This window comes from Nonomuraea sp. NPDC005983, assembly GCF_040614375.1.
Classification (GTDB): Bacteria; Actinomycetota; Actinomycetes; order Streptosporangiales; family Streptosporangiaceae; genus Nonomuraea.
Window position 1 is genome coordinate 30,643 of sequence record NZ_JBEXUP010000025.1, and the last position, 25,805, is coordinate 56,447.

25 protein-coding genes are annotated in these 25,805 nt (G+C 70.6%); 7 read left to right on the plus strand and 18 right to left on the minus strand.

The features are described 5' to 3' along the window. Positions 1-30: 30 nt before the first annotated feature. From ABZ297_RS14430 to ABZ297_RS14450, 5 genes are all read left to right on the plus strand, one after another. Positions 31-834, plus strand: a complete 804-nt coding sequence (locus ABZ297_RS14430) for a DMT family transporter (protein WP_355344806.1) — start codon at positions 31-33, stop codon at positions 832-834. A gap of 124 nt (positions 835-958) precedes the next feature. Further along, complete coding sequence (locus tag ABZ297_RS14435; protein ID WP_355344809.1) at positions 959-2,164, plus strand: glycosyltransferase; 1,206 nt, start codon at positions 959-961, stop codon at positions 2,162-2,164. Next, a complete protein-coding gene (locus ABZ297_RS14440) occupies positions 2,161-2,841 on the plus strand; it encodes a DUF998 domain-containing protein (RefSeq protein ID WP_355344812.1) in 681 nt (226 codons plus the stop codon). The genes ABZ297_RS14435 and ABZ297_RS14440 overlap by 4 nt, the downstream gene beginning before the upstream one ends. Positions 2,842-2,886: 45 nt before the next feature. Further along, entirely contained in the window at positions 2,887-3,666 is a 780-nt protein-coding gene (locus ABZ297_RS14445; protein WP_355344815.1) for a cytochrome P450, read from the plus strand. After that, entirely contained in the window at positions 3,663-4,409 is a 747-nt protein-coding gene (locus ABZ297_RS14450; RefSeq protein WP_355344818.1) for an isocitrate lyase/phosphoenolpyruvate mutase family protein, read from the plus strand. The genes ABZ297_RS14445 and ABZ297_RS14450 overlap by 4 nt, the downstream gene beginning before the upstream one ends. Positions 4,410-4,434: 25 nt before the next feature. Here the strand turns inward: ABZ297_RS14450 and ABZ297_RS14455 are convergent, their stop codons facing one another. Together ABZ297_RS14455 and ABZ297_RS14460 are read right to left on the minus strand one after the other, a co-directional pair. After that, positions 4,435-5,301, minus strand: coding sequence for an alpha/beta hydrolase (locus ABZ297_RS14455; protein WP_355344821.1), 867 nt, complete (start codon positions 5,299-5,301; stop codon positions 4,435-4,437). 72 nt (positions 5,302-5,373) lie between these two features. Beyond that, positions 5,374-6,201, minus strand: coding sequence for an SDR family oxidoreductase (locus ABZ297_RS14460; protein ID WP_355344824.1), 828 nt, complete (start codon positions 6,199-6,201; stop codon positions 5,374-5,376). Between the two features lie 60 nt (positions 6,202-6,261). Between ABZ297_RS14460 and ABZ297_RS14465 the strand changes: the two genes are divergently transcribed. Continuing rightward, entirely contained in the window at positions 6,262-6,744 is a 483-nt protein-coding gene (locus ABZ297_RS14465) for a MarR family transcriptional regulator (RefSeq protein ID WP_355344933.1), read from the plus strand. Between the two features lie 101 nt (positions 6,745-6,845). Here ABZ297_RS14465 and ABZ297_RS14470 read toward each other — a convergent pair whose 3' ends face one another. From ABZ297_RS14470 to ABZ297_RS14495, 6 genes are all read right to left on the minus strand, one after another. After that, complete coding sequence (locus ABZ297_RS14470; RefSeq protein ID WP_355344827.1) at positions 6,846-8,240, minus strand: FAD-dependent oxidoreductase; 1,395 nt, start codon at positions 8,238-8,240, stop codon at positions 6,846-6,848. A 168-nt stretch (positions 8,241-8,408) separates the two neighbouring features. Continuing rightward, complete coding sequence (locus tag ABZ297_RS14475; protein ID WP_355344830.1) at positions 8,409-9,194, minus strand: ABC transporter permease; 786 nt, start codon at positions 9,192-9,194, stop codon at positions 8,409-8,411. Continuing rightward, positions 9,191-10,042: an ABC transporter permease gene (locus tag ABZ297_RS14480; protein ID WP_355344833.1), complete on the minus strand. Its 852-nt coding sequence runs from the start codon at positions 10,040-10,042 to the stop codon at positions 9,191-9,193. Before ABZ297_RS14480 ends, ABZ297_RS14475 begins: the two co-directional genes overlap by 4 nt. Continuing rightward, a complete protein-coding gene (locus ABZ297_RS14485; protein ID WP_355344836.1) occupies positions 10,043-11,236 on the minus strand; it encodes a spermidine/putrescine ABC transporter substrate-binding protein in 1,194 nt (397 codons plus the stop codon). Positions 11,237-11,281: 45 nt separating this feature from the next. Continuing rightward, on the minus strand, positions 11,282-12,379 hold the full coding sequence (locus ABZ297_RS14490; protein WP_355344839.1) for an ABC transporter ATP-binding protein: 1,098 nt from the start codon (positions 12,377-12,379) through the stop codon (positions 11,282-11,284). A 27-nt stretch (positions 12,380-12,406) separates the two neighbouring features. Then, positions 12,407-13,840, minus strand: a complete 1,434-nt coding sequence (locus ABZ297_RS14495) for a gamma-aminobutyraldehyde dehydrogenase (protein ID WP_355344842.1) — start codon at positions 13,838-13,840, stop codon at positions 12,407-12,409. A gap of 202 nt (positions 13,841-14,042) precedes the next feature. On the opposite strand from ABZ297_RS14495, the gene ABZ297_RS14500 reads away from it, so the two are divergent. Continuing rightward, entirely contained in the window at positions 14,043-14,537 is a 495-nt protein-coding gene (locus ABZ297_RS14500; RefSeq protein ID WP_355344845.1) for an Lrp/AsnC family transcriptional regulator, read from the plus strand. A gap of 19 nt (positions 14,538-14,556) precedes the next feature. Here the strand turns inward: ABZ297_RS14500 and ABZ297_RS14505 are convergent, their stop codons facing one another. The 10 genes from ABZ297_RS14505 to ABZ297_RS14550 all read right to left on the minus strand — a co-directional run bounded on the left by ABZ297_RS14505 (position 14,557) and on the right by ABZ297_RS14550 (position 25,565). Beyond that, complete coding sequence (locus ABZ297_RS14505; protein ID WP_355344848.1) at positions 14,557-14,778, minus strand: hypothetical protein; 222 nt, start codon at positions 14,776-14,778, stop codon at positions 14,557-14,559. A 151-nt stretch (positions 14,779-14,929) separates the two neighbouring features. Next, a complete protein-coding gene (locus tag ABZ297_RS14510) occupies positions 14,930-15,490 on the minus strand; it encodes a GNAT family protein (RefSeq protein ID WP_355344851.1) in 561 nt (186 codons plus the stop codon). Between the two features lie 55 nt (positions 15,491-15,545). Continuing rightward, positions 15,546-18,233 (minus strand): alpha-mannosidase, encoded by a 2,688-nt coding sequence (locus ABZ297_RS14515; protein ID WP_355344854.1) that lies wholly within the window; start codon positions 18,231-18,233, stop codon positions 15,546-15,548. After that, complete coding sequence (locus tag ABZ297_RS14520) at positions 18,230-19,309, minus strand: Gfo/Idh/MocA family oxidoreductase (protein WP_355344857.1); 1,080 nt, start codon at positions 19,307-19,309, stop codon at positions 18,230-18,232. The genes ABZ297_RS14515 and ABZ297_RS14520 overlap by 4 nt, the downstream gene beginning before the upstream one ends. A gap of 17 nt (positions 19,310-19,326) precedes the next feature. Further along, on the minus strand, positions 19,327-20,220 hold the full coding sequence (locus ABZ297_RS14525) for a TIM barrel protein (RefSeq protein WP_355344860.1): 894 nt from the start codon (positions 20,218-20,220) through the stop codon (positions 19,327-19,329). Next, positions 20,211-21,398: a CehA/McbA family metallohydrolase gene (locus ABZ297_RS14530; RefSeq protein ID WP_355344863.1), complete on the minus strand. Its 1,188-nt coding sequence runs from the start codon at positions 21,396-21,398 to the stop codon at positions 20,211-20,213. Before ABZ297_RS14530 ends, ABZ297_RS14525 begins: the two co-directional genes overlap by 10 nt. Then, positions 21,395-22,465, minus strand: coding sequence for an ABC transporter ATP-binding protein (locus ABZ297_RS14535; RefSeq protein ID WP_355344866.1), 1,071 nt, complete (start codon positions 22,463-22,465; stop codon positions 21,395-21,397). Before ABZ297_RS14535 ends, ABZ297_RS14530 begins: the two co-directional genes overlap by 4 nt. 1 nt (position 22,466) lies before the next feature. Further along, the gene (locus tag ABZ297_RS14540; protein WP_355344869.1) at positions 22,467-23,285 is read right to left on the minus strand and encodes a carbohydrate ABC transporter permease; all 819 of its coding nucleotides are present in this window, start codon (positions 23,283-23,285) and stop codon (positions 22,467-22,469) included. After that, positions 23,282-24,208 (minus strand): sugar ABC transporter permease, encoded by a 927-nt coding sequence (locus tag ABZ297_RS14545; RefSeq protein WP_355344872.1) that lies wholly within the window; start codon positions 24,206-24,208, stop codon positions 23,282-23,284. The genes ABZ297_RS14540 and ABZ297_RS14545 overlap by 4 nt, the downstream gene beginning before the upstream one ends. Further along, on the minus strand, positions 24,183-25,565 hold the full coding sequence (locus ABZ297_RS14550; RefSeq protein WP_355344875.1) for an extracellular solute-binding protein: 1,383 nt from the start codon (positions 25,563-25,565) through the stop codon (positions 24,183-24,185). The genes ABZ297_RS14545 and ABZ297_RS14550 overlap by 26 nt, the downstream gene beginning before the upstream one ends. Positions 25,566-25,805 lie beyond the last annotated feature (240 nt).

The following is a 25,805-nucleotide window of genomic DNA, read 5'->3' on the forward strand; positions in this document are numbered from 1 at the left end:
CGGTAACCATCCACAGCGAGAGGAGTGGGCATGAGTGTGCTGGCCGCGGTGATCGCCCTGGTCGGTTCGCTGTTCTTCGCGCTCGGCGCGGCCCTGCAGCAGTTCGAGGCGGCGGAGACGGCCAAGTCCGGCCTGCTCGCGTTACTGCGGCGTCCGCGGTGGGTGCTCGGAGGGGTGTCGATCCTGACGGGAGGCGGCCTGCACATCGTCGCTCTCGGGCTCGGCCCGCTGACCATCGTGCAGCCGATGGGCGTGGCCAGCCTGCTCTTCGCCCTGCCCATCGCGGCCGCGCTGCACGGCCGCAGGCCCTCGCGCAGGGAGCTGTCGGCGGCCGGGCTGGTGGCGGCCGGGCTGGTCGGACTGGTGCTGCTGGTGCCGGAGTCCAGCGGGCCGACCTACCTCGCCCCGGCCGGGGTGGTGACCCTGCTCGGGGTCGCCGGCATCGCGTCGGTGCTGTTGTGGGCCGGCTCGAAGGTCGCCTCGCCGGCGGGCCGGGCCGCGCTGCTCGCCACCAGCTCGGGCGTGCTGTACGGCGCGACCGCCACGCTCATGCGGGTGCTGGTGGACGGCACGTGGAACTGGTGGTACCTGCTGGCGCTGCCGGTGCCCGCGCTGCTGGCCCTGATGATGCTCCAGCGGGCCTACGCCGTCGGCCACTTCGGAGTCTCGTTCGCCTCGCTCCAGATCGCCGACCCGCTGACCGCGGTGGCGTTCGGCGCGCTGCTCCTCGACGAGCCGCTGCCCACCGGTGTCGCGCCCGTCGTCGCGGCGGGGCTGGCGGCGGCGGGCACCGTCGCCCTGGCCCGCACCACTCCGCTGGAGGCGCGCAGCTGATCCCCGGTCACCCGTGCCCCTTCGGCCCCCCAGCCGATCTCGACCGGCTCTCCCCAGCCGGTCCAACCCGCTTCATCCGGCTCTCCCCAAGCCGGCACACGATTCGAAACCGGAGTCAAACGTCATGGCCATGCCCCTGCACAGCACCGTCGCCGAGCTCGCCCCCGCCCCCGCCCGTCCGCGCCGGATCCTGATCTCGAGCGACACCTACCCGCCGGACGTCAACGGCGCCGCGGTCTTCACCCACCGCCTGGCCACCGGCCTGGCCGCCCGCGGCAACGAGGTGCACGTCATCTGCCAGTCCGCCGAGGGGCCCGCCACCGCGGACGTGGTCGACGGCGTCATCGTGCACCGGCTGCGCTCGGCGCCGCTGCTGGTCCACCCGACGATGCGGGTCACCGTGCCGACCAGGCTCGACCGGCTGATGCGCGCCATCGACCCGGACGTCCTGCACACCCAGGGCCACTTCGTCGTCGGCAGGGCCGCGATCGCCGCCGCCCGGCGCCGTGGCACCCCGATCGTGGCGACCAACCACTTCATGCCCGACAACCTCTTCCAGTTCGGGCACATCCCCGAGCGGCTCAGGGTCAAGGCGGGCCGCCTGGCCTGGCGCGACTTCAGCCGGATCTTCTCCAGGGCCGACCACATCACCACGCCCACCCCCCTGGCCGCCAAGCTGCTGTCGGACCAGGGCTTCACCCGCGAGGTCGAGTCCGTCTCCTGCGGCATCGACCTGACCCGCTTCCACCCGCACACCGAGCCCCAGGTGTGGGCGCGCAAGATGTTCGGCCTGCCGGACCGGCCGACCGTCCTGTTCGTCGGCCGTCTGGACGAGGAGAAGCGGCTCGACGAGCTGGTGCGGGCGCTGCCGTTCGTGCTGAACGACACCGAGGCGCAGGTGGCGCTCGTCGGGCAGGGCAACCAGCGGTCCGAGCTGGAGCGGCTGGCCAAGCGGATCGGTGTCGGCGACCGGGTGTTCTTCCTCGGTTTCGTCCCTGACGAGAACATGCCGCAGGCTTTCGCCGCCGCCGACGCGTTCGCCATGCCGGGCGTCGCCGAACTGCAGAGCATCGCCACGCTGGAGGCGATGGCGTCCGGGCTGCCGGTGGTGGCCGCGAACGCGATGGCCCTGCCGCACCTGGTCAACGGCAACGGCTTCCTGTTCGAGCCGGGTGACGTGCTCTCGATGGCCCGCCACCTGGCGACGATCCTGACCGACGAGGAGCTGCGGGCCCGGTTCGGCAGGGCCAGCCGGGCGCTGGCGCTCACCCACGACCACCAGTCCTCCCTGGCCCGTTTTGAGCAGATCTACGATGAGGTGACGCTATGACCTCGCAAGGTTTCCGGCACTCGGTCCCGGTGACCGCGGTGAGCGCGGCCACTGCGGCGCTTGCGCTCGGCTACGCCCAGCTGGCGCTGCCCGATCAGCCGCTGATCAGCGACTACGTGCTGGTCTCCGGCGGGCTGGTGCCCGTGATGCTCGGCATGCTGGCGTTCGCGGTGGCGTGCCTGTCGCTGGCGTACGGGCTCGCGGTGCACGAGCCCGCGCGGACGGCGGCCACCCGGGTGCTGCTGCTGGCGGCCGCGGGCGGGCTGATGCTGACCGCGGTCTTCCCCACCGACCCGGGTGGCGGCGCGCTCAGCACCTGGCCCGGCGAGATCCACCGCTGGGCGGCCGCGGTGGTCTTCACCACGCTGCCCGTCGCCGGCTGGGCCCTTGCCAGGGGACGTGCCGCGCTTCCCCGCTGGAACCTGGTCCGGGCCATGAGCGCGGCCTCGGCGCTGGCCCTGGCGGTCTACCTGGCGGCGCATCCGGCGTCCGTCACGTCGTCCCTGATCGGCGGCGCCTCCTACTACGGGCTGCTGGAGCGTGGGCTGGTGCTGGCCGAGATCGCGCTCGTCGTGGTGATGGCGACGGCGTCCAGGCAACTTCACGCTCCCGCCACCGCCGAACCCGCCCTGTCCGCCCCCGAGTCGCCCGCCGTCGAGGCACGAGTCGCCGCCTGAAACACTTCGATCTGCGGCGAAACGTTCCCGACCTAGCGTGGGGGCATGCTCATCACACGCCACGAGGAAGCCAGGGCGGTGCTCTCGGACATCCGTTACGTCCCGCCGCCCGTCCGTCAAGACGCGCCCGAGGGAACGCTCGCCTGGCTGCGTGCCCGGGTGTCGCGGTTCAGCACCGGCGCGGCGCACGCCGAGCGGCGCCGCTTGGTCACCGAGTTGCTGGCGGCGCTCGACCCCGGCGCGTTGCGGTCGGCCGCCCGTGCGATGACGCTGGAGCGGCACGGCGACTGGCAGGGCGTGCCCACGGCGGTGCTCGGCAGGGCGCTCGGCGTCGACGACGCGGCGAAGCTGGTCGCGGCGGTAGAGGCCGCGTCCACCGGCTACCTGTCGGGTGTGGTCGGCCCGGAGGCCGACGCCGGAGTGGCCGAGCTGGTCAGGCTGCTCCCCGGCGAGGAGGCGGAGACGGTCGCCCGCGTCTGCGTCCTGTTGCAGGCGCACACGGCCATCGCCGGGCTCGTCGGCAACGCGCTCGCCCACGCCCGGCCCGGTGACACCGTGGAGGCGCTGTTGCACGAGACGCTGCGCCAGGACCCGCCGCTGAAGGCGACCCGCCGGCTCGACCTGCGGACGGGCGACGAGGTGGTGATCGACCTCGTGGCAGCCAACCGCGACCCGGACGTGTTCCCCGAGGCCGCCCGCTTCGACCCTGCCCGTGGCGAGACACCTCATCTGACCTTCGGGTACGGGGTGCGGCCCTGCCCCGCGCCGGCCCATGCCCTCGCTCTCGCGGCAGGCGTCCTGGACGCCCTCCCGGAGGAGTCGTGACCTTCCGCGACCTGCACCGTCCCGGTGACCCGCTGCTGCTGCCGAACGCCTGGGACTACGGCTCGGCCGCGCTGCTCGCCGCGCACGGTTTCCCCGCGATCGGCACGACCAGCCTGGGCGTGGCGGCCGTCCACGGCAAGCCCGACGGCGCCGCGGCCACCAGGGCGGAGACGATCGAACTGGCCGAGACGGTCAGCGAGCTGGGTGTCATGGTGACAGTCGACATCGAGGGCGGCTTCAGCGACGACCCCGCCCAGGTGTCGGATCTGGTCGCCGCGCTGGCGGCGCTCGGCGTCGCGGGCGTCAACCTGGAGGACGGCCGCCCCGACGGGACTCTCCGGCCGATCGAGCTGCACCAGCGGATCATCGAGGGCGCGCTGGGCCACGGCGTGTTCGTCAACGCCCGCACCGACACGCACTGGCTGAAGGCGGGCGACACCCTGGAGCGGGTGCGCGCCTACGGGCACGCCGACGGCGTCTTCGTGCCGGGGCTCGCCGACCTGGCCGGGATCGCCGAGGTGGTGGCGAGCACGCCGCTGCCGGTCAACGTGCTGTACCAGCCGGGAGGACCGACGCTCGCGCAGCTCGCCGAGGCGGGCGTGGCCAGGGTGAGCACCGGCTCGCTGCTCTACCGCGCCTCGCTGCAGGGCGCGCTGTCGACCCTCCTGGCCCTGCAGGGCACGCCCGCCCCACCCGTTCCGAGCTACGCGGAGATCGCCGCGATCCTGCCCGAGCCGCGATGATCGAGGCGTGCGCCCGGACTCTCGCTCAGAGGTGCTCGCGGAGGAAGGCCGCCGTCGCCTCGACCGCCTGGGTCACGTACGGCTCGCGGTCGTAGAGGTCGGTGTGCTGCTTGGCGTCCACCCAGATGAGCTGCTTGGGCTCGTCGAGCCGTTTGAACGCCTCCTCGGCCCCCTCAGGACGGCAGACCCGGTCGATCAGGCCGTGCACGATGAGCGCCGGGGTCGGAGAGAGGAAGTCGGCCCCCATCATGTTGTCGACCGTGATCAGCTCGCGCATGCCGGCCCGTGTCACCCGGTTCACCCAGGACGGCGACGCGCCCCGCTCCGTGCCGTAGTAGGCGTGGGGCTCGTCGCCCGGCATGGCGGCCTCGCCCTCGGTCGCGACGGCGGGCAGGTACTCGACCGGGCCGCCGAGGTCCTCGCGTTCCAGGGTCTCCGTCAGCGAGCCGAGCGTGGAGTCCATGGTCGCCCGCATGGCGTACGTGTTGTTGTAGGCGCCCGCGATGCCGGCGAAGGCGCGCACCCGAGGGTCGAAGGCGGCAAATTTCATGGCATATCCGCCACCCAAGCAGATGCCGACCGCGCCGATCCTGTCGCGGTCGACCTCCGGCCTGGCCCGCAGGAACGACACCGCGGCCCGGAGGTCGTGCAGCTTGCCCTGCGGGTCCTCGTGCTGGCGCGGCTCCCCCCCGGACTCGCCCCAGTTCCGGTGGTCGAACGCCAGCGTGACGAACCCCTCCGCGGCCAGGCGCTCCGCGTACCGGCCGGTCACCTGGTCGCGCACCCCCGTGAACGGGCCGGTGAAGACCAGGCCCGGACGCGGCCCCGCCCCCTCCGGCACCCGCAGCTCCCCCACCAGTGTGAGGCCGTCGACGGCGAACTCAACCCTCATGCGTACAGTCTCGCGTGAGACGCGGCGGACCGTCGCCCAGGGGCGGCGATCCGCCGGTACCCGGCTCGTCCGTCAGCGGAACGCCGTGGCGTTCCGGGCGGCCCAGTCGGCGTAGGTGTGCGGGGCGCTGCCGGTCAGCTCCCGCACCACCGGCGACACCTCCGCGGTCTTGCCGACGAACGAGCCGAACAGCGCGAGCATCGAGTCCACGACCACCGCGGGGGTCTGCGCGATCATCTGCTCGCGGGCCTGCTCGGGAGACAGCTCCTCGAAGCGCAGGTCACGGCCGAGGACCTCGCCGAGGATCCGTACCCGCTCGGCCGTCGTCAGCGACTCGGGACCGGTCAGCTCGTACGCCTTGCCCGCGTGCCCGTCGTCGAGCAGCGCCCGCGTGGCCGCCGCGGCGATGTCGCGCTCGTCGATCGGCGCGGTCGCGGCCTCCCCGAAGGGGGCGCGCACCACGCCGCCGTTCTTGATGCCGGGCGCCCAGCGCAGGTCGTTCGCCATGAACGCGCCGGGACGCAGGAAGGTCCACGGCAGCCCTGACTCGGTCACGGCCTGCTCGTACTCGGCGTTGACGCTCCCGAGCACGCCCGCGTGCTCCATGGTCACGGCCAGCGCGGACAGCAGCACCAGGTGCCCGAGGCCGGCCTTCGCGGCCACGTCGAGGAAGCCGCGCACCTGGCCCGCGACGGGGAGCAGGAACGCGCGATCCGCTCCCTGCAGCGCGGCCTGCAGGTCCTCCGGCTGGGACATGTCGGCTCTGATCACCTCCACGCCCTCGGGCAGGCCGGCCCGCTCGGGGTTCCGGCTGGTCGCTCGGACCTGCTCTCCCGCCTGGAGCAGCAGGTTCACCACATGACGGCCGACGTTGCCGGTCGCCCCTGTCACCAGTATCACGACTGCCTCACTTCGGATATCCGAACTGTTTGGATATAGGGACTGTATCCTGTGACCGTGATGGATGACACCCCGCCCTCCCCTCGAATGCCACGACCGGAGGAGGTCAAGGAGGCCCTGGGCTTCGTGCCCCTGGTGGAGGCCTATTTCCGGCGAGCTCAGGCCGAGATGCCCGACGAGCTGCGGGAGATCTTCCGCAGTCACCGGCTCACCGCCAGGCACGGCGCGGTCATCCCGCAGCTGACGGTCGAGCCGTCACTCAGCGTCAGCGAACTGGCCGACAGGATGGGCATGTCACTGACGACGGCGAGCGAGCTCGTCGGCGACCTCAGCCGGGCCGGGCTGGTCGAGCGCCGGGAGGATCCGGCCAATCGCCGCCGGACCCTGGTGTCGCTGGCCGCACACCACCGCGCCATGGTCGAGGGGTTCGTCGCCCTCCGGGCCGCACCTCTCCTGCGCGTCCTCGACAACCTGTCGCCCCAGGACAGGCAGGGGTTCGTGGCAGGGCTGACCGCGTGGGCCCACGAGGTAAGGAACTGGTGACGCGCAAGCGGCCCGACCGAGCCTCGACCGGCCAGGCCGCCCGCACCGTGCGAACCGGTGCGGGCAGCCGAGCAGGCTCCCCGCACCGGGTGGACGGGCGGCTAGGAGTCGAAGCCCAGCCCCATCCGGTCGAGGGTGCGGAGCCAGAGGTTGCGCTTGCCCTGGTGCTGGTCGGCCTGGGCGATCGACCACCGGGTGAACTGGATCACCCCTGACCGCACCGGCTCCGGCGGGAACGGCATCGGCGTCTCGCGGACCATCTGCAGCTCGGTCCGCTCGGTGCGCTCGCCCGACAGGAAGTCGAGCATGACGTTCGCCCCGAACCGGGTGGCCCCCACGCCCATGCCGGTGTAACCCGCCGCGTAGGCGAGCCGCCCGCCGTGCGCCTGGCCGTAGAAGGCGCTGAACCGGCTGCACGTGTCGATCACGCCGCCCCAGCGGTGCGTGAACCGCACCTCCGAGAGCTGCGGGAACGTGTCGTAGAAGTGCCCGGCCAGCTTGACGAACGTCTCGTCGCGCTGGTCGTACTCCGGTTTGACCAGGCCGCCGTTGTAGTAGACGGCGTCGTATCCGCCCCACAGCACCCGGTTGTCGTCCGTCAGCCGGTAGTAGTGGAACTGGTTGGCGCCGTCGCCGACGCCCTGCCGGTTGCGCCAGCCGACGGAGTCCAGCTGGGCGTCCGACAGCGGCTCCGTCATCAGCGCGTAGTCGTACACCGGCACGACGAGGTGTCTGAGCCGCCGCAGCAGCGGCTGGTACACCCCCGTGCCGAGCGCGACCCGCCGCCCGGTGACCGTGCCGTACGGGGTTCGCAGGCTGATCATGACGCCGTCGTCGTCCAGCGCCCGGACGGGGCTGCGCTCGTACACCCGCACTCCGAGCCGCAGGCAGACCTCCCGCAGCCCCCAGGCCAGCCTGGCGGGGTCGAGCATGGCGCAGCCGCTGCGTTCCCAGAGCCCGCCGAGGTAGGTCGGCGAGTTCACCTCGGCCCGCACCTGGTCCTGGTCCAGCGGCTGGTAGTCGAGGCCCAGCTCGTCGATCAGGTCGAGGTGTTCGTTCAGCGACTCCAGCTGCCACGGCTCGGTGGCGACGACCAGCTCTCCCGTGCGCTCGAAGGAGCAGTCGACGCCGTAACGCCGCAGCGTCTGCTCGATCTCGTCCAGGTTCCGCACACCCATGCGTTCCAGCTGGTCGATCTCGTCCGGCCACCGCTCCAGCCCGTTGGCCAGGCCGTGCGTGAGGGTCGCCATGCAGAACCCGCCGTTGCGGCCGGTGGCCGCCCAGCCGATCCTGCGGCCTTCGAGCAGGACGACGTCCTGCTCGGGGTCACGTTCCTTGGCCATCAGGGCGGTCCACAGCCCCGAGAAGCCTCCGCCGACGACGACCAGGTCGGCGGTGGTGTTTCCGACGAGCCGCGGTCGCGGCTCGGGTCTGGCCGGACTGTCCAGCCAGTACGGCTTGCGCTCCGCATCAGCAAGCGCCTTCAGCGGATCCACAAATCCCACTTCCCTACGAAGAGTCAGTCAGTTTGTTGTGAAATTGCGGGATCTAAAAGGGTGATCGCGCGCGGGTTCCCCCCGCCGGAATCCGATCTCGCCTCCCTGTTCTTTGCCGGAATACACCAAACCCCCCCGCGGTCACGGGGGGAAGTTGATGGGACGGGTTCAGCTACGGCGGCGGGCCGCCACCGCGTTCGCGATCGCGATCAGCACCCCGATGCCGAAGATGAGCGTACCCATGACGTTGACCTGCGGCGGGATGCCGGTCTTCACCGACCCGACAATCCACAGCGGGAAGGTGATGGTCGAGCCGTTGACGAAGCTGGTCACCACGTAGTCGTCGATCGAGAGCGCGAACGACAGCATCGCCCCCGCCAGCACGCCCGGCATGATCGACGGCAGCGTCACCTGCCTGAACGTCCCCCAAGCGGTGGCCCCGAGGTCCCTGGCGGCCTCCTCCAGCGCCGGGTCGAGCACGATCACCCTGGCCCGCACGGTCACGACGACGAACGACAGCGAGAACAGCACGTGCGCGACGATGATCGTGGTCCCGTCGCGCGGCACGTTGCCCGACACGAACAGCGAGAGCAGCGAGGCGCCCATGACCAGCTCGGGCGTCGAGATGGCGGCGAACACCAGGAAGTTGGTCGTGCCCTGCCCGCGAAAGCGGTAGCGGCCGACGGCCAGCCCCAGCATGGTGCCGATCACGACGGTGATGACCGTGCTGACCACCGCGATCACCAGCGAGTTGCGCAGCGCGACGGTCAGGTCGGAGATGCTGAACAGCTCCTGGTACCACTTCAGCGTGAAGCCCTGCCAGGTGGTGTTCGACTTGCTCTTCTTGTCGTTGAAGCCGAACAGGATCATCACCGCGATCGGCGACGACAGCCAGGCGATGATCAGCCAGGTGTAGCCGTGCAGCAGCCTGTCGCCGAGCCTGCCGCCCCTCATCGCGCCGCCGCCTCGAGCACGTTCTCGGTGCCGAGCGCCCTCGCGTACACGAAGATACCCACGAGCAGCACCGCCATCAGCGTGAACGACAGCGCCGAGGCCGTCGGGTAGTCGAGGTTCGTCAGGTACGCGGTCTGGATGATGTTGCCGATCATGGTGTTGGCGGTGCCGCCGAGGATCTGCGCGTTGACCGGGTCGGCCGTGGCGGGCACGAACGTCATCAGCACCCCGGCGAACACCCCCGGCAGCGACAGCGGCAGCACCACCCTGCGGAAGGCCGCCCCTCTGGACGCGTACAGGTCGTAGGCGGCCTCGATGACCCGCGGATCGACCCGCTCCAGCGCCACGTAGATCGGCAGGATCATGAACGGCAGGAAGTTGTAGGTGAGGCCGCCCACCACCGCCAGGGTGGTGGCCAGCACGTGGAACTCCGCCGGGAGCACGCCCCAGCTCTTCAGCGTGCCGAACAGGACGCCGTTGTCGGCCAGCAGGAAGCTCCACGAGATCGTCCGCAGCACGAACGACACGAAGAACGGCAGCAGCAGCAGGAACAGGTACACGGACTTGCGCGTGCCGCCCTTGAAGGCGATCCAGTACGCCACCGGGTAGCCGATCACCAGCATGGCCACCGTGGCGAGCGCGCCGTAGAGCAGCGAGCGCAGGAGCTGTGTGCTGTACGTGCCGATGGCGTCGGTGTAGTTGGAGAAGCTGAACGTCATGGCGAAGCCGTCGATCGCGTTGCCGGTCTGCAGCGACACCGACGCCATCGCCACCATCGGGACGACCAGGAAGATGGCCAGCCACATCCAGCTCGGCAGCGCCAGCAGGTAGGGGGTGAGCCGTCTCATCTAGGCCTGCGTGATCGACTGGAAGATCGGGTTGAAGACCTGCTCCTGCGCGGTGGTCAGCTTGGTGTAGTTGCGCAGCTTGGCGTAGTCGGCCTCGGACGGGAACATCAGCGGGCTGTCGGCCATCTGCAGCAGCGACTTCTTCGCCCCGCCCTTCGCGGCCCCGGCCTTCTCACGCAGCAGGTCCTGGACAGCGGGCACCGGGGTGACGAACTGGATGAACTCGTCCAGTTCGGCGGCGATGGCGGGCTGGTACAGGTAGTCCATCAGTATGAGCGCGTCGAGCGGGTTCGCGGCGCCCTTGGGGATGAGCATGTTGTCGGTCCAGATCGTGCCGCCCTCCTCGGGCACCACGAACTTGACCGGCTCGCCGGCGAGCTGGCGCTGGAAGACGTCGCCCGACCAGGCCATGGAGATCCAGATGTCGCCCTTGGACACGGCGTCGATGTAGCTCTGGTCGTAATATTTCCGGACGATTCCCGCGTCGCGCTGGGCCTTCAGCTTCTCCCCGGCCTTCTTCCAGTCGGCCTCGGTCGACTTCTCCGGGTCGATGCCCAGCGCGATCATGCCGAAGTTGCCGATCTCCTGGGCGTCGTTCATCATCCCGACCCGCCCCTTGTACTTGGGGTCGAACAGGGACTCGATGCTCTTGATGTCGTCCTTGACGTACCTGGTGTTGTACGCGATCCCGGTCACGCCCGACGAGTACGGCATCGTGTACACGTTGCCCGGGTCGTAGGACCGGTCCTTGTACTTGTCACCCGCGTTGGCCAGGAAGTTCGGGATCTGCGAGTGGTCGAGCGGCACCACGTAGCCCAGCTCGATCATGTGCTGGAGCTGGACGCCGTTGGTCATCACCACGATGTCGTAGCCCAGCGGCTGCCCGGCCCGCAGCACCGGGTCGGCCTTCCCGAAGAACTCGGCGTTCTCCTGGATGACCTCCTTGTACTCGTAGGAGATGCCGGTCTGCTGCTGGAACTTCTTCAGCGGCGCCTGGTCCTCGGGCATGTACTCGGGCCAGTTGGCGAAGACCACGTGGCCGTGCTTGGTCTGCTTGGACCAGAAGTCCTTGACCGCGTCGGCCTTGGGCGGCGCGGCCTTCTTGCCCTCCACGCCGCACGCGGCCAGGGCGAGCCCGGCAGCGGACAGGCCGGCGATCCTGAAGGCGTCGCGACGGGTGCGGGGCTGCGTCATACCCCTCAGGAGGGCGGGGTTGTTCAGGGGGTTCATGAGGTGCTATCAGCTTCCAATCGCATATGAGTGCTGCGCCCGCCAGGAGAGCCACACGGAGTCGCCCCGCTCCGCGGTGGTCGTCGAGTCGTGCGCGTTCTGCTGGAACACCGTGACCTCGGCCCCGTCGGCGAGGCTCACGGCGTAGCTGTTGTACGTGCCCAGGTAGACCACCTCGGCGACGGTGCCCGGCACCGCGCTGACGTCGCCTGCGGGCTCGTCCGTGGAGATGGTGATCTTCTCCGGACGGACGGTGACCGTGACCTCGCCGTCCTGCCCCGGCACCAGCACCCGGCCGCCGCCGATCTTGAGCACCCCGCCGGTCGCGGGCCCTGTCAGCAGGTTGGAGGTGCCGATGAAGCCCGCCACGAACGCCGTCGCCGGCCGCTCGTAGATCTCGCGCGGCCCTGCCAGCTGTTCGACCAGGCCGTCGTTCATGACGGCGATCCTGTCGCTCATCGTGAGGGCCTCGCCCTGGTCGTGCGTCACGTACACGAAGGTGATGCCGACCTCGCGCTGAATGCGCTTGAGCTCGATCTGCATGGCCTGGCGCAGCTTGAGGTCGAGCGCGCCGAGCGGCTCGTCGAGCAGGAGGGCCCTGGGCCTGTTGACCAGGGCGCGGGCCAGCGCCACGCGCTGCTGCTGGCCCCCGGACATCTCGCGGGGCCGGCGCTTCTCCCTGCCGGTGAGATCGACGATCTCCAGCATCTCGCCGACGCGCCGCCTGATCTCGTCCTGCGGCGTCTTGCGCTGTTTCAGCCCGAACGCCACGTTGTCCCAGACGCTCATGTGCGGGAAGAGCGCGTAGGACTGGAAGACCATGTTGACGTCACGCCTGTTCGGCGGGACGTTCGTGACGTCCCGGCCGTGCAGTTTGATCAGGCCCTTCGAGGGCTCCTCGAAACCGGCGATCATCCGCATGGTCGTGGTCTTGCCACAGCCGGACGGGCCGAGGAGGGAGAAGAACTCCCCCTCGGCGATGCCCAGCGTGACACCTTTCACCGCCTGGACGACCTCGCCATGCGAGAGGTACTCCTTGACGACGTCCTCTAGCTCGATCGCGCTCTGCTCGATCGCGCCGGGTTCGCTCTCCCGGTGCTCGGTCATATCCAGGACTTGTCCCAACTTTTCGCGTTATTCGCCGATGTAGTGCATGACGTGCTTGACCCTGGTGTAGTCGTGCAGGCCGAAGACCGACAGGTCCTTGCCGTACCCGGAGTGCTTGAAGCCGCCGTGCGGCATCTCCGACACGAACGGGATGTGCGTGTTCACCCAGACCACGCCGAAGTCGAGCCGGTTCGACATGCGCATGGCCCGGCCGTGGTCGGACGTCCAGACCGAGCCGCTCAGCCCGTACTTGACGTCGTTGGCCTTGGTCAGCGCGTCGGCCTCGTCGGTGAACGTCTGGACGGTGATGACCGGGCCGAACACCTCGTTCTGCACCATCTCGTCGTCCTGCTTGAGCCCGTCGACGATCGTGGGGGCGAAGAAGTACCCCTTGTCGCCGACACGCTGACCGCCGGTGAGGACCTTGGCGTGCGCCGGGACCCGCTCGATGAAGCCCTGAACCCTGGCGAGCTGGTTCTCGTTGTTGAGCGGGCCGTACAGGGCGTCCTCGGTGGACAGGTCGCCGGTCACGGTGGCCGCGGCGGCCTCGGCGAGCGCGGCCACGAACTCGTCGTGCACGCTCTCCTGGACGAGCACGCGGCAGGCGGCGGTGCAGTCCTGGCCCGCGTTGTACAGGCCGGCGGTGGCGATGTCGGCCGCGGCCTTGGCCAGGTCCTTGACGTCCTCGAAGACCACGACAGGGGCCTTGCCGCCGAGCTCCAGGTGGACCCGCTTGAGGTCGTCGGCGGCGGTGCGCGCCACCGACATGCCCGCGCCGACCGACCCAGTGATCGCGACCATCGCCGCCGTCGGGTGGCCGACGACCAGCGCGCCGGTCTCGCGGTCGCCGGTGACGACGTTGAAGACGCCCGCGGGCAGCACGTCGCCGAGGATCTCGGCGAGCTTGAGCGTGGCGGCCGGCGTGGTGTCGGACGGCTTGAGCACGATCGTGTTGCCCGCGGCCAGCGCAGGGGCGATCTTCCAGACCGCCATCATCATCGGGTAGTTCCAGGGCGTGACCTGGCCGACGACCCCGATGGGCTCGTGCCTGATGACGCTGGTGTGGTCGGCGAGGAACTCGCCCGCGGTCGGGCCCTCCAGGGTGCGGGCGGCGCCGGCGAAGAAGCGGAAGTGGTCCGCCGCGACGGGCGTCTCGTCCTCGGCCATCCGGGCGCGCGGCTTGCCGGTGTTCAGGCACTCCGCCTCGTTGATCTCGTCGGCCCGCGCGTCGATCGCGTCGGCGACCTTGAGCAGCAGGTTCGCCCGCTCTCCCGGGGTGGTCCGTCCCCATGACTCGAACGCGGCAGCCGCGGCGGCGAAGGCAGCATCGACGTCTTCCTGGCCGGAGATCGGGGCCTGCAGGTAGGCCTCGCCCGTGCACGGGTCGATGACGTCGGAGAATCGGCCGCTCTTGGCGTCCACGAACTCACCGTTGATGAAGTTCTGCAGACGGGTGGTCAAGGTATGACCTCCTGGTGAGGTGGCTGAGATGCCGTGACTCTTACAGGTCAGGTGCATCAGGACAAGGGATTTCGTGGTGAAGATACCAAATTGCTACGAATTCGCTTGACAGGGCCAGCAGAACTGACAACATGTCGCACACAGGACGGCCATGTGGAGGGAACGCCCCCATAACGCCGGACCGCTAGGAGGTCTCCTCGTAATGACCACGCCCCCGCGCGCACGCCGCAGCAGTGACGCGACTCCCGGGCAGGTGGTGCTCGACGATCTCTCCAAACAGATCATCGAGCAGCTCCAGGGCGACGGACGACGGCCTTACGCGGCCATCGGCAAGGCCGTCGGCCTGTCGGAGGCGGCGGTGCGGCAACGCGTCCAGCGACTGCAGGACACCGGGGTCATGCAGATCGTCGCGGTCACCGACCCGCTCACGCTCGGGTTCCCCCGCCAGGCGATGATCGGCGTCAACATCGAGGGCGACCTGGAGTCGGTGGCCGACGAGCTGGCGGCGATCGACGAGATCGACTATGTGGTGCTCACCGCTGGCTCCTTCGATGTGATCGTCGAGGTGGTCTGCGAGGGTGACCGGCACCTGCTGGAGATCCTCAGCAAGATCCGCGCCATTCCCGCCGTACGCGCCACGGAGTCGTTCGTCTACCTCAAACTCCGCAAGCAGACGTACTCCTGGGGTACCCGCTGACCCACCCGTTCCACCGGTCTCACCTGACCGGTTCGGCGGCGGCGCTGACGATCAGCGGCACCGACCGCTGCCGGGTGTCCCGGTGCCGCCTCGCGACGTGCTGCCCTCGCAGCCGGACGCGCCGCCCACGATCCCCGGCGGCTTCGTGCTCCCGGTGCCCGCGCCCGGTGGCGCGGCGGGTTTCCTGGTGGCGTTCGAGCGTGAGGGCGCGCGCCCGGCGGGGCTGGCGATGGTGCAGCACATCGCCACCGTGGCGGCGTTGCAGGTGGCGATGGCCCGCAACCGCCTTCGCCGAGGTCTGGCTGGCCATTCGCGCCGCCCGCCAGCTGGGCCTGCACGACCAGTAACGGCGCGCGCGCCCGCACTCCGCGACAGCCGGCGGGCCGTCGGCTCTAGGACGCCCGCTTGCCCGCGCGCCACTCCGGCGCGAGCACCGACCAGACCTCCATGTCGGCCCGCTTACCCCGGTACAGGTAGCTCTCGCGCAGCACACCGTCCTTGGTCATCCCGAGCCGCCGGGCCACGGCGATGCTGGCCTCGTTCGCCGCCGAGACCCGCCACTCCACGCGGTGGATGCCGCGCTCCTCGACGGCCCAGTCGATGATCACGCGCGCGGCCCTGGTCACCAGCCCCTTGCCCACCGCCGACGGCTCCAGCCAGCAGCCCGCCTCGGCGGTGCCGTGCCCGATGTCCATCGTCCGGAAGAGGACTCCGCCGACCAGGTTGCCGTCCGTCCAGATGCCGTAGATCCGTCCGGTGTCGGCCGCGGCCTTCTCCGCGTATGACTGGAGAATCGAGCGGCTCGACTCCAGGTCGGTCACGGCGTCCGCGATCGCGATGTGCTGCCCGATGAACTCCCGTCCTCGATCCATGTGGGTCAGGAACTCCTCGGCCCGCCACGGCTCGAGCGGGCGCAGCTCCGCGCCGTCGTCACCCAGAGATATCGCGTACATTCCGCCCCTTCACGGTCGAACCAGCACATACTGCGAAGGGATCCTCTCACGGGCGTCAGGTGGTCAGCTGGATGGTGGCGATCTCCCAGGGACGCAGCGAGAGGCGGAGAGTGCCGTCCTCGACCTGCAGGGGGTCGCCGGGGCGGCCGCGGAGGTCGGCTCGGCGGGCCTGGGTGAAACTCCCTTCGACGAGCGCTTGCGTGGGCGTCGGGGTGAGAGCGACGACGCGGAGCTCCCGCCACTCCTCACGGGACCTGAGCGAGGTCATGACCACGCCGTCGCCCGTCACCGACAGGCCGGGGGCGGGGTCGGGCTGGGCGAGGCTGGGGGCGCCGGTTCCGGGGGTGACGACGAGGTCGTGCCTGAAGGTCTCGGCCGCCGGGAGGACGTCCTGCCAGGTGCCGCCGTACGGCATGAGCGCGAGGTTCACCGAGCGGAGGCCGCGCGACTGGGCGGCCGGGGTCGGCAGCTGGGGGCCCGCGGGCTCGGGGCGCAGGGCGTTGCGGTTGCGGGAGAGGTAGCCGACCGAGCGCAGCAGGGTGAGCGCCAGCTCGGAGCCGCCCTCGACCAGCTCGTACTCGGTGACGTGCTCCAGCAGGGCCGCGACTCCCCCGGCCGCCACCCAGGAGGAGGCGGGGAAGGTCGGGAGCGGGGTCTCGCCGCAGCCGGCCTCCGCGGTCAGGCCGCGGGCGACGACCGCGAACTGGCCTTCGGCGTGCGAGACGGACGCCTTGGCGGGCAGCGGCACGTGCAGCCGGACCCGGTGGTCGACGCAGCGGTTGTCGAAGGCGACGCGCAGCCGGACGAACGGCTCGCCCGCCCGCAGCTCGACGCGGGTGTCGACGACGATCCGCTCCATCTCGGCGGTGCGGGACTTCGCGGGCAGCTCGGGGGTGAACTCGACGCCGTCGCCCGCCGCCGGCCACCTGTACGTGCGCCGGACGTCGAGCGCCGCCACGAGCGGGCCCGAGCAGACGAGGTCGACCTCGATGGCCTCCGGCAGCGTGATGAGCAGGTCGTTGACCGGGGGCGCGTAGTTGTAGGTGTCGCCCATGTCACCGCCGTCGACGATGCGCCCGGCGCCGGTGAGCGTGGTGCCGTCGGCGCCGGTCAGGGTGAGGGTCCCGTCGAGGGCGACCTCGACCCGCAGCAGCCCGTTGTCGAGCACCCGCCCGCCGTCGAACGTGACCGGCGACTCGGGCATCTCGGGAGCCTCGGCCGCGGCGTCGAACGGCGCGGGCCGCACGCTGGTGTGGCCGAGCGGCGGCGCCTCGACGAGCGCGGCCACGGTGCGGCGCGGCTCGGCCTCGATGCGGACGCGCGACACCCCGTCGAGCGATCCGCGCAGCTCCGCCACGTTGAACGGCACGGTGGACTCGCGGGCCACGGTGAAGGTGAGGGTCTCGCCCTTCACGTTCCAGCCGGTGATGTGCTGCCCGTACAACTCGGTGCCGTGGATGAACGTCAGGGCCGTGGCCGGGTCCATCCGCTCGTCCAGCAGCAGGATCGGCGCGTGCTCCAGCGGCTGCGTGGCCACGCGCGCCCCCGACGGGTCCACCAGCGGGTCGGTGCCGGCGACGTCCAGCAGCACGACGCTGCGCCGGGTGGCCGGCGTCGGGTTGACGACCAGCATCCCGCCGGACGGCACCGCGGCGGCGAGCCTGGCCGTCACCATGTCGCGCACGGCCTGCCCGAGCTGTTCCGCCTCGGCGATGCGGGCGGCCACCTGCTGGGCCGTGTCGTCGACGCCGCAGCCGGTCACCGAGTCGTGGCCGCTGGCGTCGACGAGCCGCCACCAGGCCATGTCGAGGAAGCGGCCGGGCCAGTCGGCGCCCCAGAGCGTGGCCAGCGGTTCGGCGTAGCGTTCGACCATCCGCTCGGCGCGTCCCATGGCCTGCTTGACGTGCGCGCGCACGGAGATGACGCCGGGCAGGATGTTGGCGCGGGCGTGGGAGCGCAGCTCACCGGTCACGCGGGGCAGCCCGTCGACGTCCGCGGAGTGGGCGGTGACGTAGCCGGTCAGGGTGTCCATGCGGGCGCCGAGGGCGGCCACCATCTCGGGCAGGCCGCGCACCGGGGCGGAGTGGTCGGTGCCGTACATGGCGAGCAGCGGCCCGTCGGGGCCGTGCCACTCGCGCATCGTCCGGGTGAAGGTCTCGGCACGTTCGGCGAGCCGGCCCGGGTCCTCGAACAGGTGCGCCCCGTTGCCGTACCCGCCGGCGGGCAGGTACTGGGTGCGGATGGCGGTGCCGTCGGGCGCGACCCAGGCGAACGCGTCGGTGACGACGGACGACGGCACCCCTCGGTAGACGCAGGCGTGGAGCAGCCCGGCCAGCCTCAGGATCTGCGGCATCTGCGCGGTGTGCCCGAACATGTCGGGCAGGTAGCCCACCGGCATGGCCCCGCCGAGCTTGTCGGCCCGGTCCATGCCCAGTTCCAGGTTGCGGACGATGTTCTCGCCCGAGCAGAGGAACTCGTCGAGCAGAATCTGCCACGGGCCCACCGCCAGCCGTCCGGACTCGACGAGCGCGGCGACGCGGTCGCGGTTCTCCGGACGCACCTCCAGGTAGTCGTCGACGCAGGCGAGCTGACCGTCGAGGGTGAAGTGGTAGCGGGGCTCGCGCTCCATGGTGTCGAGCACCTCGTCGAGCAGCGCCACGAGCCGCAGCCTGAAGCGCTGGAACGGCTCGTACCACTCCCTGTCCCAGTGCGTGTGCGGGACGACGACGATCTCCGTGGTCACGCTGCTTCCCCTCCGATGGGCAGGCCGTGCTGGACGGCGTAGCGGGCGGCGATGCGCTGGGCGGTGACGATGTCCTCGAGGCCGCCGGCCTCGCCGGTGAGCGGCGCCCGGCCTTCGGTGACGTAGGCGTGGAAGGCGGCGAGCTGCACCTCGAACGCCTCGGTCACGTCGCGGAACTCGGTGCGGGTCTCGGCACCCGACACCACGGTGAGCGTGGTGGGCGCGTTCATCAGGTACGGCGCGGGGAAGACCAGCTCCAGCGTGCCGCGCTCGTGGTGGATGGCCACGGTCTCGCGATAGGCGGGGTAGTCCTCCAGGTAGTGCCAGCGGATGCTGAACCGTCCGGTGGCGGGCAGCGGCCCGGAGATCTCGATCGACCCGGGCCCGGGGCCCCAGGTCTCCACGTGGTCGATGACGGACGGCGATCCGGTGAAGCGCCGCAAGAGCGACAAGTCATGACATATCGAGCCGAGGGCGACGTTGTAGAGCGCCCGCGTGGCCGGGTCGGCCGCCTCCCCGAGAGCGGCGGAGACCAGGGCGTCCTCGGCCTTGCGCAGCTCGGCGAGCAGGCCGGGCACGACGTCCTGGGCGCGGGTCAGGTTGGCGAAGGCGAGCTGCGACTCCCCGCTCGGGTGCAGGACGGTCACCTCGACCGACCTGATCGCCTCCGCCCCGCCCAGCTCGGCCAGGAGCTGCTCGGCCCGGCGCACAGCCGGGTCGTACTGCTTCATGTAGCCGACCATGAGCCGCCCCTCGGGCAGCGCCTCGACCTCGGCCCTGGTCAGCGCGAGCGGCTTCTCGCAGAGCACCGCGTACCCGGCCGCCAGCGCCTGCCGGACCGCCTCGCCGTGCGAGCCGGAGGCGAGCATGAGGACGGCGTCGAAGCCGCCGTCGGCCAGCATGCGCTCCAGCTCGGTGTAGCGGCCGGGAGCGCCCAGCCGGTCGCCGACGGCGTCGGCGAGTGTCGCCGACAGATCGCAGACGGCGGTCACCTCGAACAGCTCCCGCCGCCGCGACAGCAGCGGCACGTAGACCGCCTGCGTGACGGCTCCGCATCCGACCAGCGCGATCCTCACAGCCCGATCCTCCCGCGTCAAAGTCCCAGCTCTCTCAACTTCTCGCGATTTTCCGCCTGATCGGCGATGTTCTGCGCGACCGTCCGGCGGCCCGGCAGCGTGTCCTGCTCGATGATGACCCAGCCCTGGTAGCCGATCTCGTCGAGCGTGCGGACCACGCCCGGCAGGTCCAGCTCGCCCTCGCCGAGCGGGGCGAAGCCGCCGCGGCCCATCAGCTCGCGCAGGTCCACGCCGTCGGCGAGCGCCTGCGCGAGGATCTGCCTGTCGCCGTCCTTGATGTGGACGTGCCCGACCCGGCTCGACCAGTCGCGCAGCGCGGTCACCGGGTCTCCCCCTGCGAGCAGCAGGTGGCCGGTGTCGAGGCAGAGCTGCACGTCGGTGAGCTCCAGGAGGCGCTCGACGTCCTCGGGGGTCTCCACGTAGGTGCCGAGGTGATGGTGGAAGGCGGGCTCGAAACCGCGCTCACGGCAGCGGTCGACGGCCTGCTGCACCCGCGCGGCGTAGCCCGCCCACTCCGACGGTTCCAGCCCTGGAGCGTTCCCGCCCGGCCTGGCGAAGCGCGCGGGCGTGCCCGAGCAGGCGAGCGTCGGACGCGGAGCCAGGTGCGCGGGGGCGGCGGGGGCCGCCGCGAACACGTCGAGGGCCGCGTCGAGCCCGGCCAGGCCGCTCTGGAACGCGTCCGGGTCGCTGTAGCGCAGATCGACCCAGCCGCCGGCGAGCAGCAGCCCGTCGAGGCGCTTCGCCAGGTCGTCGCCGGTGCCGAGGTAGCCGATCGGGCCGCTGTCGATGCCCTCGTACCCGGCGTCGGCGATCGCGCGGACCATCTCATCGGCGGTCAGCGGCGGCGGCGCGTCGCTCAGCTCGAACACGCCGAAGCTCACGGGAGCGTTGGCGACACTGGTCAGGCGCATATCGCCATCACCTCGTTCTCGTAGGTTTCCAATCGGTGCGATCCCGCTCCGGCGGGCACGAGGACGCGCTCGCCGCGGATCACCTGCCGGTCCCCGTCCGGACGCACCAGGACGAGCCCCTCGGCGTCCAGCGCGAGCAGTTCGTCGCCGAGCCTGACGAGCAGCGGCCGGCCGGGGCCGGCCGAGATCGCGGTGCGACCGGCGGCCACCGCGTCGAAGACCTGGCCGGTGTCCTCGGCCAGGACCCAGGTGGTCGGTGCGCCCGGGAGGCCGTCGTCGCCGTGGCGGTGGAAGTCGCTGGCGCCGATCGCGATCACGTCGTCGCGCCAGGCGGCGGCCCAGGCCAGAGGGGCGCCCCAGCGCCGGTCCCACCAGCCGGAGTGCCAGACCTCGGCGATCCGGGGGCGCTCGGTCAGCGGCTGGAGCCAGGCGCAGTCGCCGCCCAGCGGGTGGTTGATCGAGATCAGCCCGCCGTGGTCGCGGGCGTGCGCGACCCAGGAGTCGGCGGGGCGGCGGAAGTCCACCCAGCCGACGTCGCCGAAGACGTTGGCGTGGCCGCGGTCGGTGGTGACCTCCTGGCCGGGCAGCAGGGCGATGCCGCGGCGGGTCCGCGCCAGCTCGGGGTGGTGGCTGACCGTGTTGTGGTCGGTGACGGTCAGGAAGTCGAGCCCCTGCGCCTTGGCCAGCTCGGCCAGCTCGGGGATGGTGAGCGCGCCGTCGCTGTGCAGGGTGTGCGCGTGGAAGTCGCCGGCGAGCCACCTCATGCCGTCTATTTCGGGAATGTCGCGGCGAGGTGGCCGCTCCCCGACGGGGGGCTCCACCACGACGGGCCGCTCGGGCGCCGTGGACGCCGTGTCGATCTCCAGCGTGTAGTCGAGCCCCTGCGCCGGCACCCGGTGCAGCCGCAGCCACACCTGCCAGGTGCCCGCCTCCGGCTCGCCGGCCAGGTAGCCGGGCGTCGCCCAGTCGGTGGTGATCGTGTACTCGTCGCGCGCGCCGCCGGACCAGCCGCGGAAGCCCCGTGGCGAGCCGCATCCGAGGTCGAGGACCCCGAGCGAGCGGTCGAAGCGCAGCCGCACGGTCACCGCGGCCGTGCCCGGGGGCACCTCGAACGGCACCTCGCGCAGCATCCGCTCCAGCCGGTCGTCCAGGCTCCAACGGCCCTTGATCACCGTCACGCCGTCACCAGCTCTCCGTCGCGGTAGACCAGCGCGCGGTCCCGGCGCGGCAGCGCGTATCCGGTCTGGCCCGGCGACGGCTCGCTGCCCTCGGGCACGACCGCCTGCACGGGCACGTCGCCGACCTCCAGCGTCACCAGATGGGACGCTCCCAGGTTCTCCACGATGGCCACCTTCCCTCCCAGCGCCCCCTCGACGGGCTCGACGGAGTAGGACATGTACTCCGGGCGTACCCCGAACACGATCGGCTCGCCATCGGTCAGAGTCCCGTCGGCGGACGTGGGCACCCGCACCTTGCACCCGGCCACTTCCAGTGTGTCGCCGCGCACGACGCCGTCGAGCAGGTTCATCGGGGTCGAGCCGATGAATCCGGCGACGAAGGTGTTGGCGGGACGCTGGAACACCTCGGCCGGGGTGCCGATCTGCCGGATGTGCCCCGCCTCCATGACGGCCATCCTGTCGGCCATGGCCAGGGCCTCGGCCTGGTCGTGGGTGACGAAGACGGTGGTGACCCCCAGTTCGCGCTGGAGCTTCTTCAGGAACGTCCTGGCCTCCAGGCGGAGCCGGGCGTCCAGGTTGGACAGCGGCTCGTCGAACAGGAACGCCTGGGCCTGCGTGGCCATCACGCGGGCCAGCGCGACGCGCTGCTGCTGCCCGCCGGACAGCTGCCCGGGGCGGCGGTCCATCAGGTGGTCCAGGCCCAGCCTGGCCCCCACCTCCTGCGCCTTGTCGCGCCGCGTCGCCTTGGCGACCTTCTTGATGCGCAAGGGGTAGGCGATGTTGTCGGCGACGTCCATGTGCGGGAAGAGCGCGTAGTCCTGGAAGACCATCGCCACGTCCCTGGCTCCCGGCTGGACGCCGGTGACGTCGCGGTCGCCGATGACGACGGCGCCGCCGGTGGCGGTCTCCAGCCCCGCGATGGTGCGCAGCAGCGTGGTCTTGCCGCAGCCGGAGGGGCCGAGCAGGGCGAAGAACTCACCGTCGGGGATGACCAGGTCGAGCGAGTCGAGCGCCGTCACGCCACCGGGGTAGACCTTGGTGAGGCCTCGCAGTTCGATTGCGGCCATATCAGCGCTTGATCCCTCCGTGGAAGCGGAAGCCGTACTTCTTGCTGACGAACAGGTACATGAGCACCACGGGGACCGAGTAGAGCAGGCCGAACGTGGACAGGAGCTGGAGGTTGGCCTGGCCGCCCTCGGTGTAGAGGGTGTACATGATCACCGCGGCGGGCTGCTTCTCCACGTCGCTGAGCAGCAGGTACGGCATCAGGAAGTTGCCCCAGACGTTCGCCACGGCCCACACCGCGATGGTCGCCAGACCGGGACGCACCAGAGGGACGACCACGTGGCGGACGATCTGCAGCGGCGAGGCGCCGAAGACGCGGGCGGACTCCTCGTAGGACTTCGGGGTGGAGTCCATGAAGTCCTTGAGCATGAAGATCGCCGCCGGGAGCAGGCCGCCGGTCAGGATGAGGATCAGCCCGAACTGGGAGTCGATCAGGTTGAGCTCCACCGCGAGCTGGAAGATCGGCACCATCGCGGCCGTGCCGGTGATGATCGAGGAGAGCAGCAGCAGCGCGTACAGGAGCACGTCGCGTCCCGGCAGGCGGACCCGGCTGAGCGCGTACGCGGCCAGCGCGGCGAGCAGCACCACGAGCAGGGCGGTGCCGACCGCCAGCAGGACCGAGTTGAACAGCGACGGCAGCGCGTACGGGTGCTCCAGGATCGCCTGGAAGTTCTCCCAGGTGAAGTCCGGCACCTTGACCTCGTACGTCGGGTCGGAGGTGAACGGCGCCGAGGCGAGCCAGAGCAGCGGGATCGTGAAGAAGGCGAGCAGGACCGCGATCAGCGTGTAGAAGCCGATCCTGCCCAGCACGAACCGCGTCATTTCTTACTCCTGAGCAGGCGCAGGTAGAACACCGCCACGACCAGGTTGATCAGCAGGATGACCGTGGAGACCGCGGCGCCGTAGCCCAGCTGGCCGCCCTTCAACGCCACGTTGTACACGTAGACGGCCAGCACCTCCGACTTTCCGTCGGGTCCGCCCGCGGTGAGCATGAACGGGGTGAAGTCGTTGAACGTCCACAGGCTGATCAGCAGCAGGTTGGTCAGGATGTGCCCTCTGATGTGCGGGAAGACGACGTCCCTGAGCTGCTGCCAGCCGGAGGCTCCGGCCAGGCGGGCGCTCTCCAGGTGCGAGGGGGGCACGTTTCCGAGGGCCGCGCCGTAGAGCATCATCGAGAACGCGGTGCCGCGCCAGGTGTTGAAGACGATGATCGACAGCATCGGGTGGTCGAGCAGCCAGGCGAAGCCGGGGATGCCGAGCAGCGTGTTCAGCGTCCCGCCGTCGCGGTCGAGCAGCGCCACCCACAGGAACGAGACGACCGCGCTGGGCAGGATCCAGGCCAGGATGACCAGGCCCTCGACGATCCGCTTCAGCGGCCCGCGCCTGTCGCGCAGCAGCCAGGCGATCGTGAAGCCGAGCACGACCTGGCCGATCACGGCAGAGCCGAGCACGAACTGGACGGTCAGCCAGGTGGAGTTCCAGAACGTGGGGTCCGACAGCGCCTTGACGAAGTTGTCGAGGCCGACGACCCGCGGCTCCGCGGCCTCGACGCCGGTGAGCCGGTAGTTGGTGAGGCCGAGGTAGATGACCCAGAGCGCGGGGAACACCAGGAACACCGCGATGAGCACCATCGCGGGCGCCACGAACGCGCCCGCTCTCAGCCTGCCCAGGCCCGCCGCGTCCGAACTGTAGCGGCGGGCCGTGGCGTCCCTGACGACCTCAGGAGGCGATGTTGCCTGCGCCACCGACGAGTCCTTCGAGCTTCGTCTGGTACTCGGCGGCCGCCTGGTCGGGCGTCTTGCCGCCGACCACGGCCGCCGTCGCCTCCTGCAGCGCCGCCGACACCTGCGGGTAGACGGCGACCGGCGGGCGGTAGGCCGTCAGCGGGAGCACCTTCTCGGAGATGAAGGTGAGCAGCGGCTCGCCCGCGAGGATCTCCTTGTTGACGTCGGTGCGCGGGGTGATGCGCACGTTGCCGTTCTTGGTCTCCTCCTTCAGCGCGTCGGGCGAGAGCGTGAAGGTCAGCAGCTCGAAGGCCTCCTTCGGGTGCTTGCTGTTGGGGTTGACCGTGCGCAGCGCGCCGCCGGACATGCTGACGAAGTCCTGGCCGCGCAGCCCCTTGCCGGGCTCGATGGCGGGGATCATGGCGTAGCCGACGTTCTGGTCGCGGTCGGCCATCTTGGCGATGCCGTCCTTGGGGTTGACGACGCCGCGCCAGAAGTAGTCGCCCTCCATCAGGATGCCGATCTTGCCCTCGGCGAACTGCTGGAACGACTTGTCGCGGCCCTTGGCCTCCTGCTGGAGCTTGGGGTCACCGAGGCCGCTGCCGCCGTAGATCTTCTGGTAGAGGCCGAGGGCGTCCTTGAGCGGCTGGGACGCGCCGGTCCACTTGCCGTCCTTCTGGACCTCGCCGCCCGCGCCCGCGAGCAGCGGCAGCATGCCCTGCATCGAGGTGGCCTCGCCCATCGCGGTGCCCGCGTTGATCTGGATCGGCACCGGGACACCCGACGACTTCAGCTTCGTGCCGGCGTCGAGGATCTCCTGCCAGCTCTTCGGCTGCCAGTCGGCGGGCAGCCCGGCCTTCTGGAGGAGGCTCTTGTTGAAGTAGAGGACCCGGCCGTCGGTGCCGATCGGCAGGGCGTACTTCTTGCCGTTGTACGTGGCCAGCCCCTGGACGGACTCGGGGATCTGCTGCCAGCCGTCCCACTTGTCGGCGTCGGCCCCGACGACGTCCGACAGCGGCTTGATGTAGCCGGCCTCGGCGAACTCGCCGGCCCAGATGCCGTCGATGTCGATCACGTCCGCGCCCTTGCCCGACTTCAGGTCGAGGGAGAGCTTGGTCTTGTACTGCTCGTCGTCGACACCGCTGGGGACGAACTTGACCTTGACGTCCTTCCCCTTCGCCTTCTCCGCCGCCTCGAACTGGGGGATGACCCACTTGGCGATGAAGTCGGCCGCGGCCGCGTTCTTGCCGCCCGCGATGGCGTTCTGGGCGATCGTCAGCTCGATCGTGTCACCGCTGCCGGACGACTGGCCGCAGGCGGCGAGCCCCAGCGAGGACACGGCGAGGACCGCGACCATCGATCTCTTCCGCAATCCCATGCAAACCCTCCGACACGTCCTAAAAGGGGGAGGAAGTCAAGGCCAATATGTCATGACATCCATATGACGTAAAGACCTGACCATATTTCAGGAGAGTTGCCCGCATGCTGCGTCTTTGTAACGCAAGGGTTCCGCCAACCGTCCGACAGTACGCGAGCGGCTCCCTGCCGGGCTACCGCCTGGAACATAGCGGACATCCGAATGTCATGACAATATGGCATAGTGCAGGCTCGTCCCAGG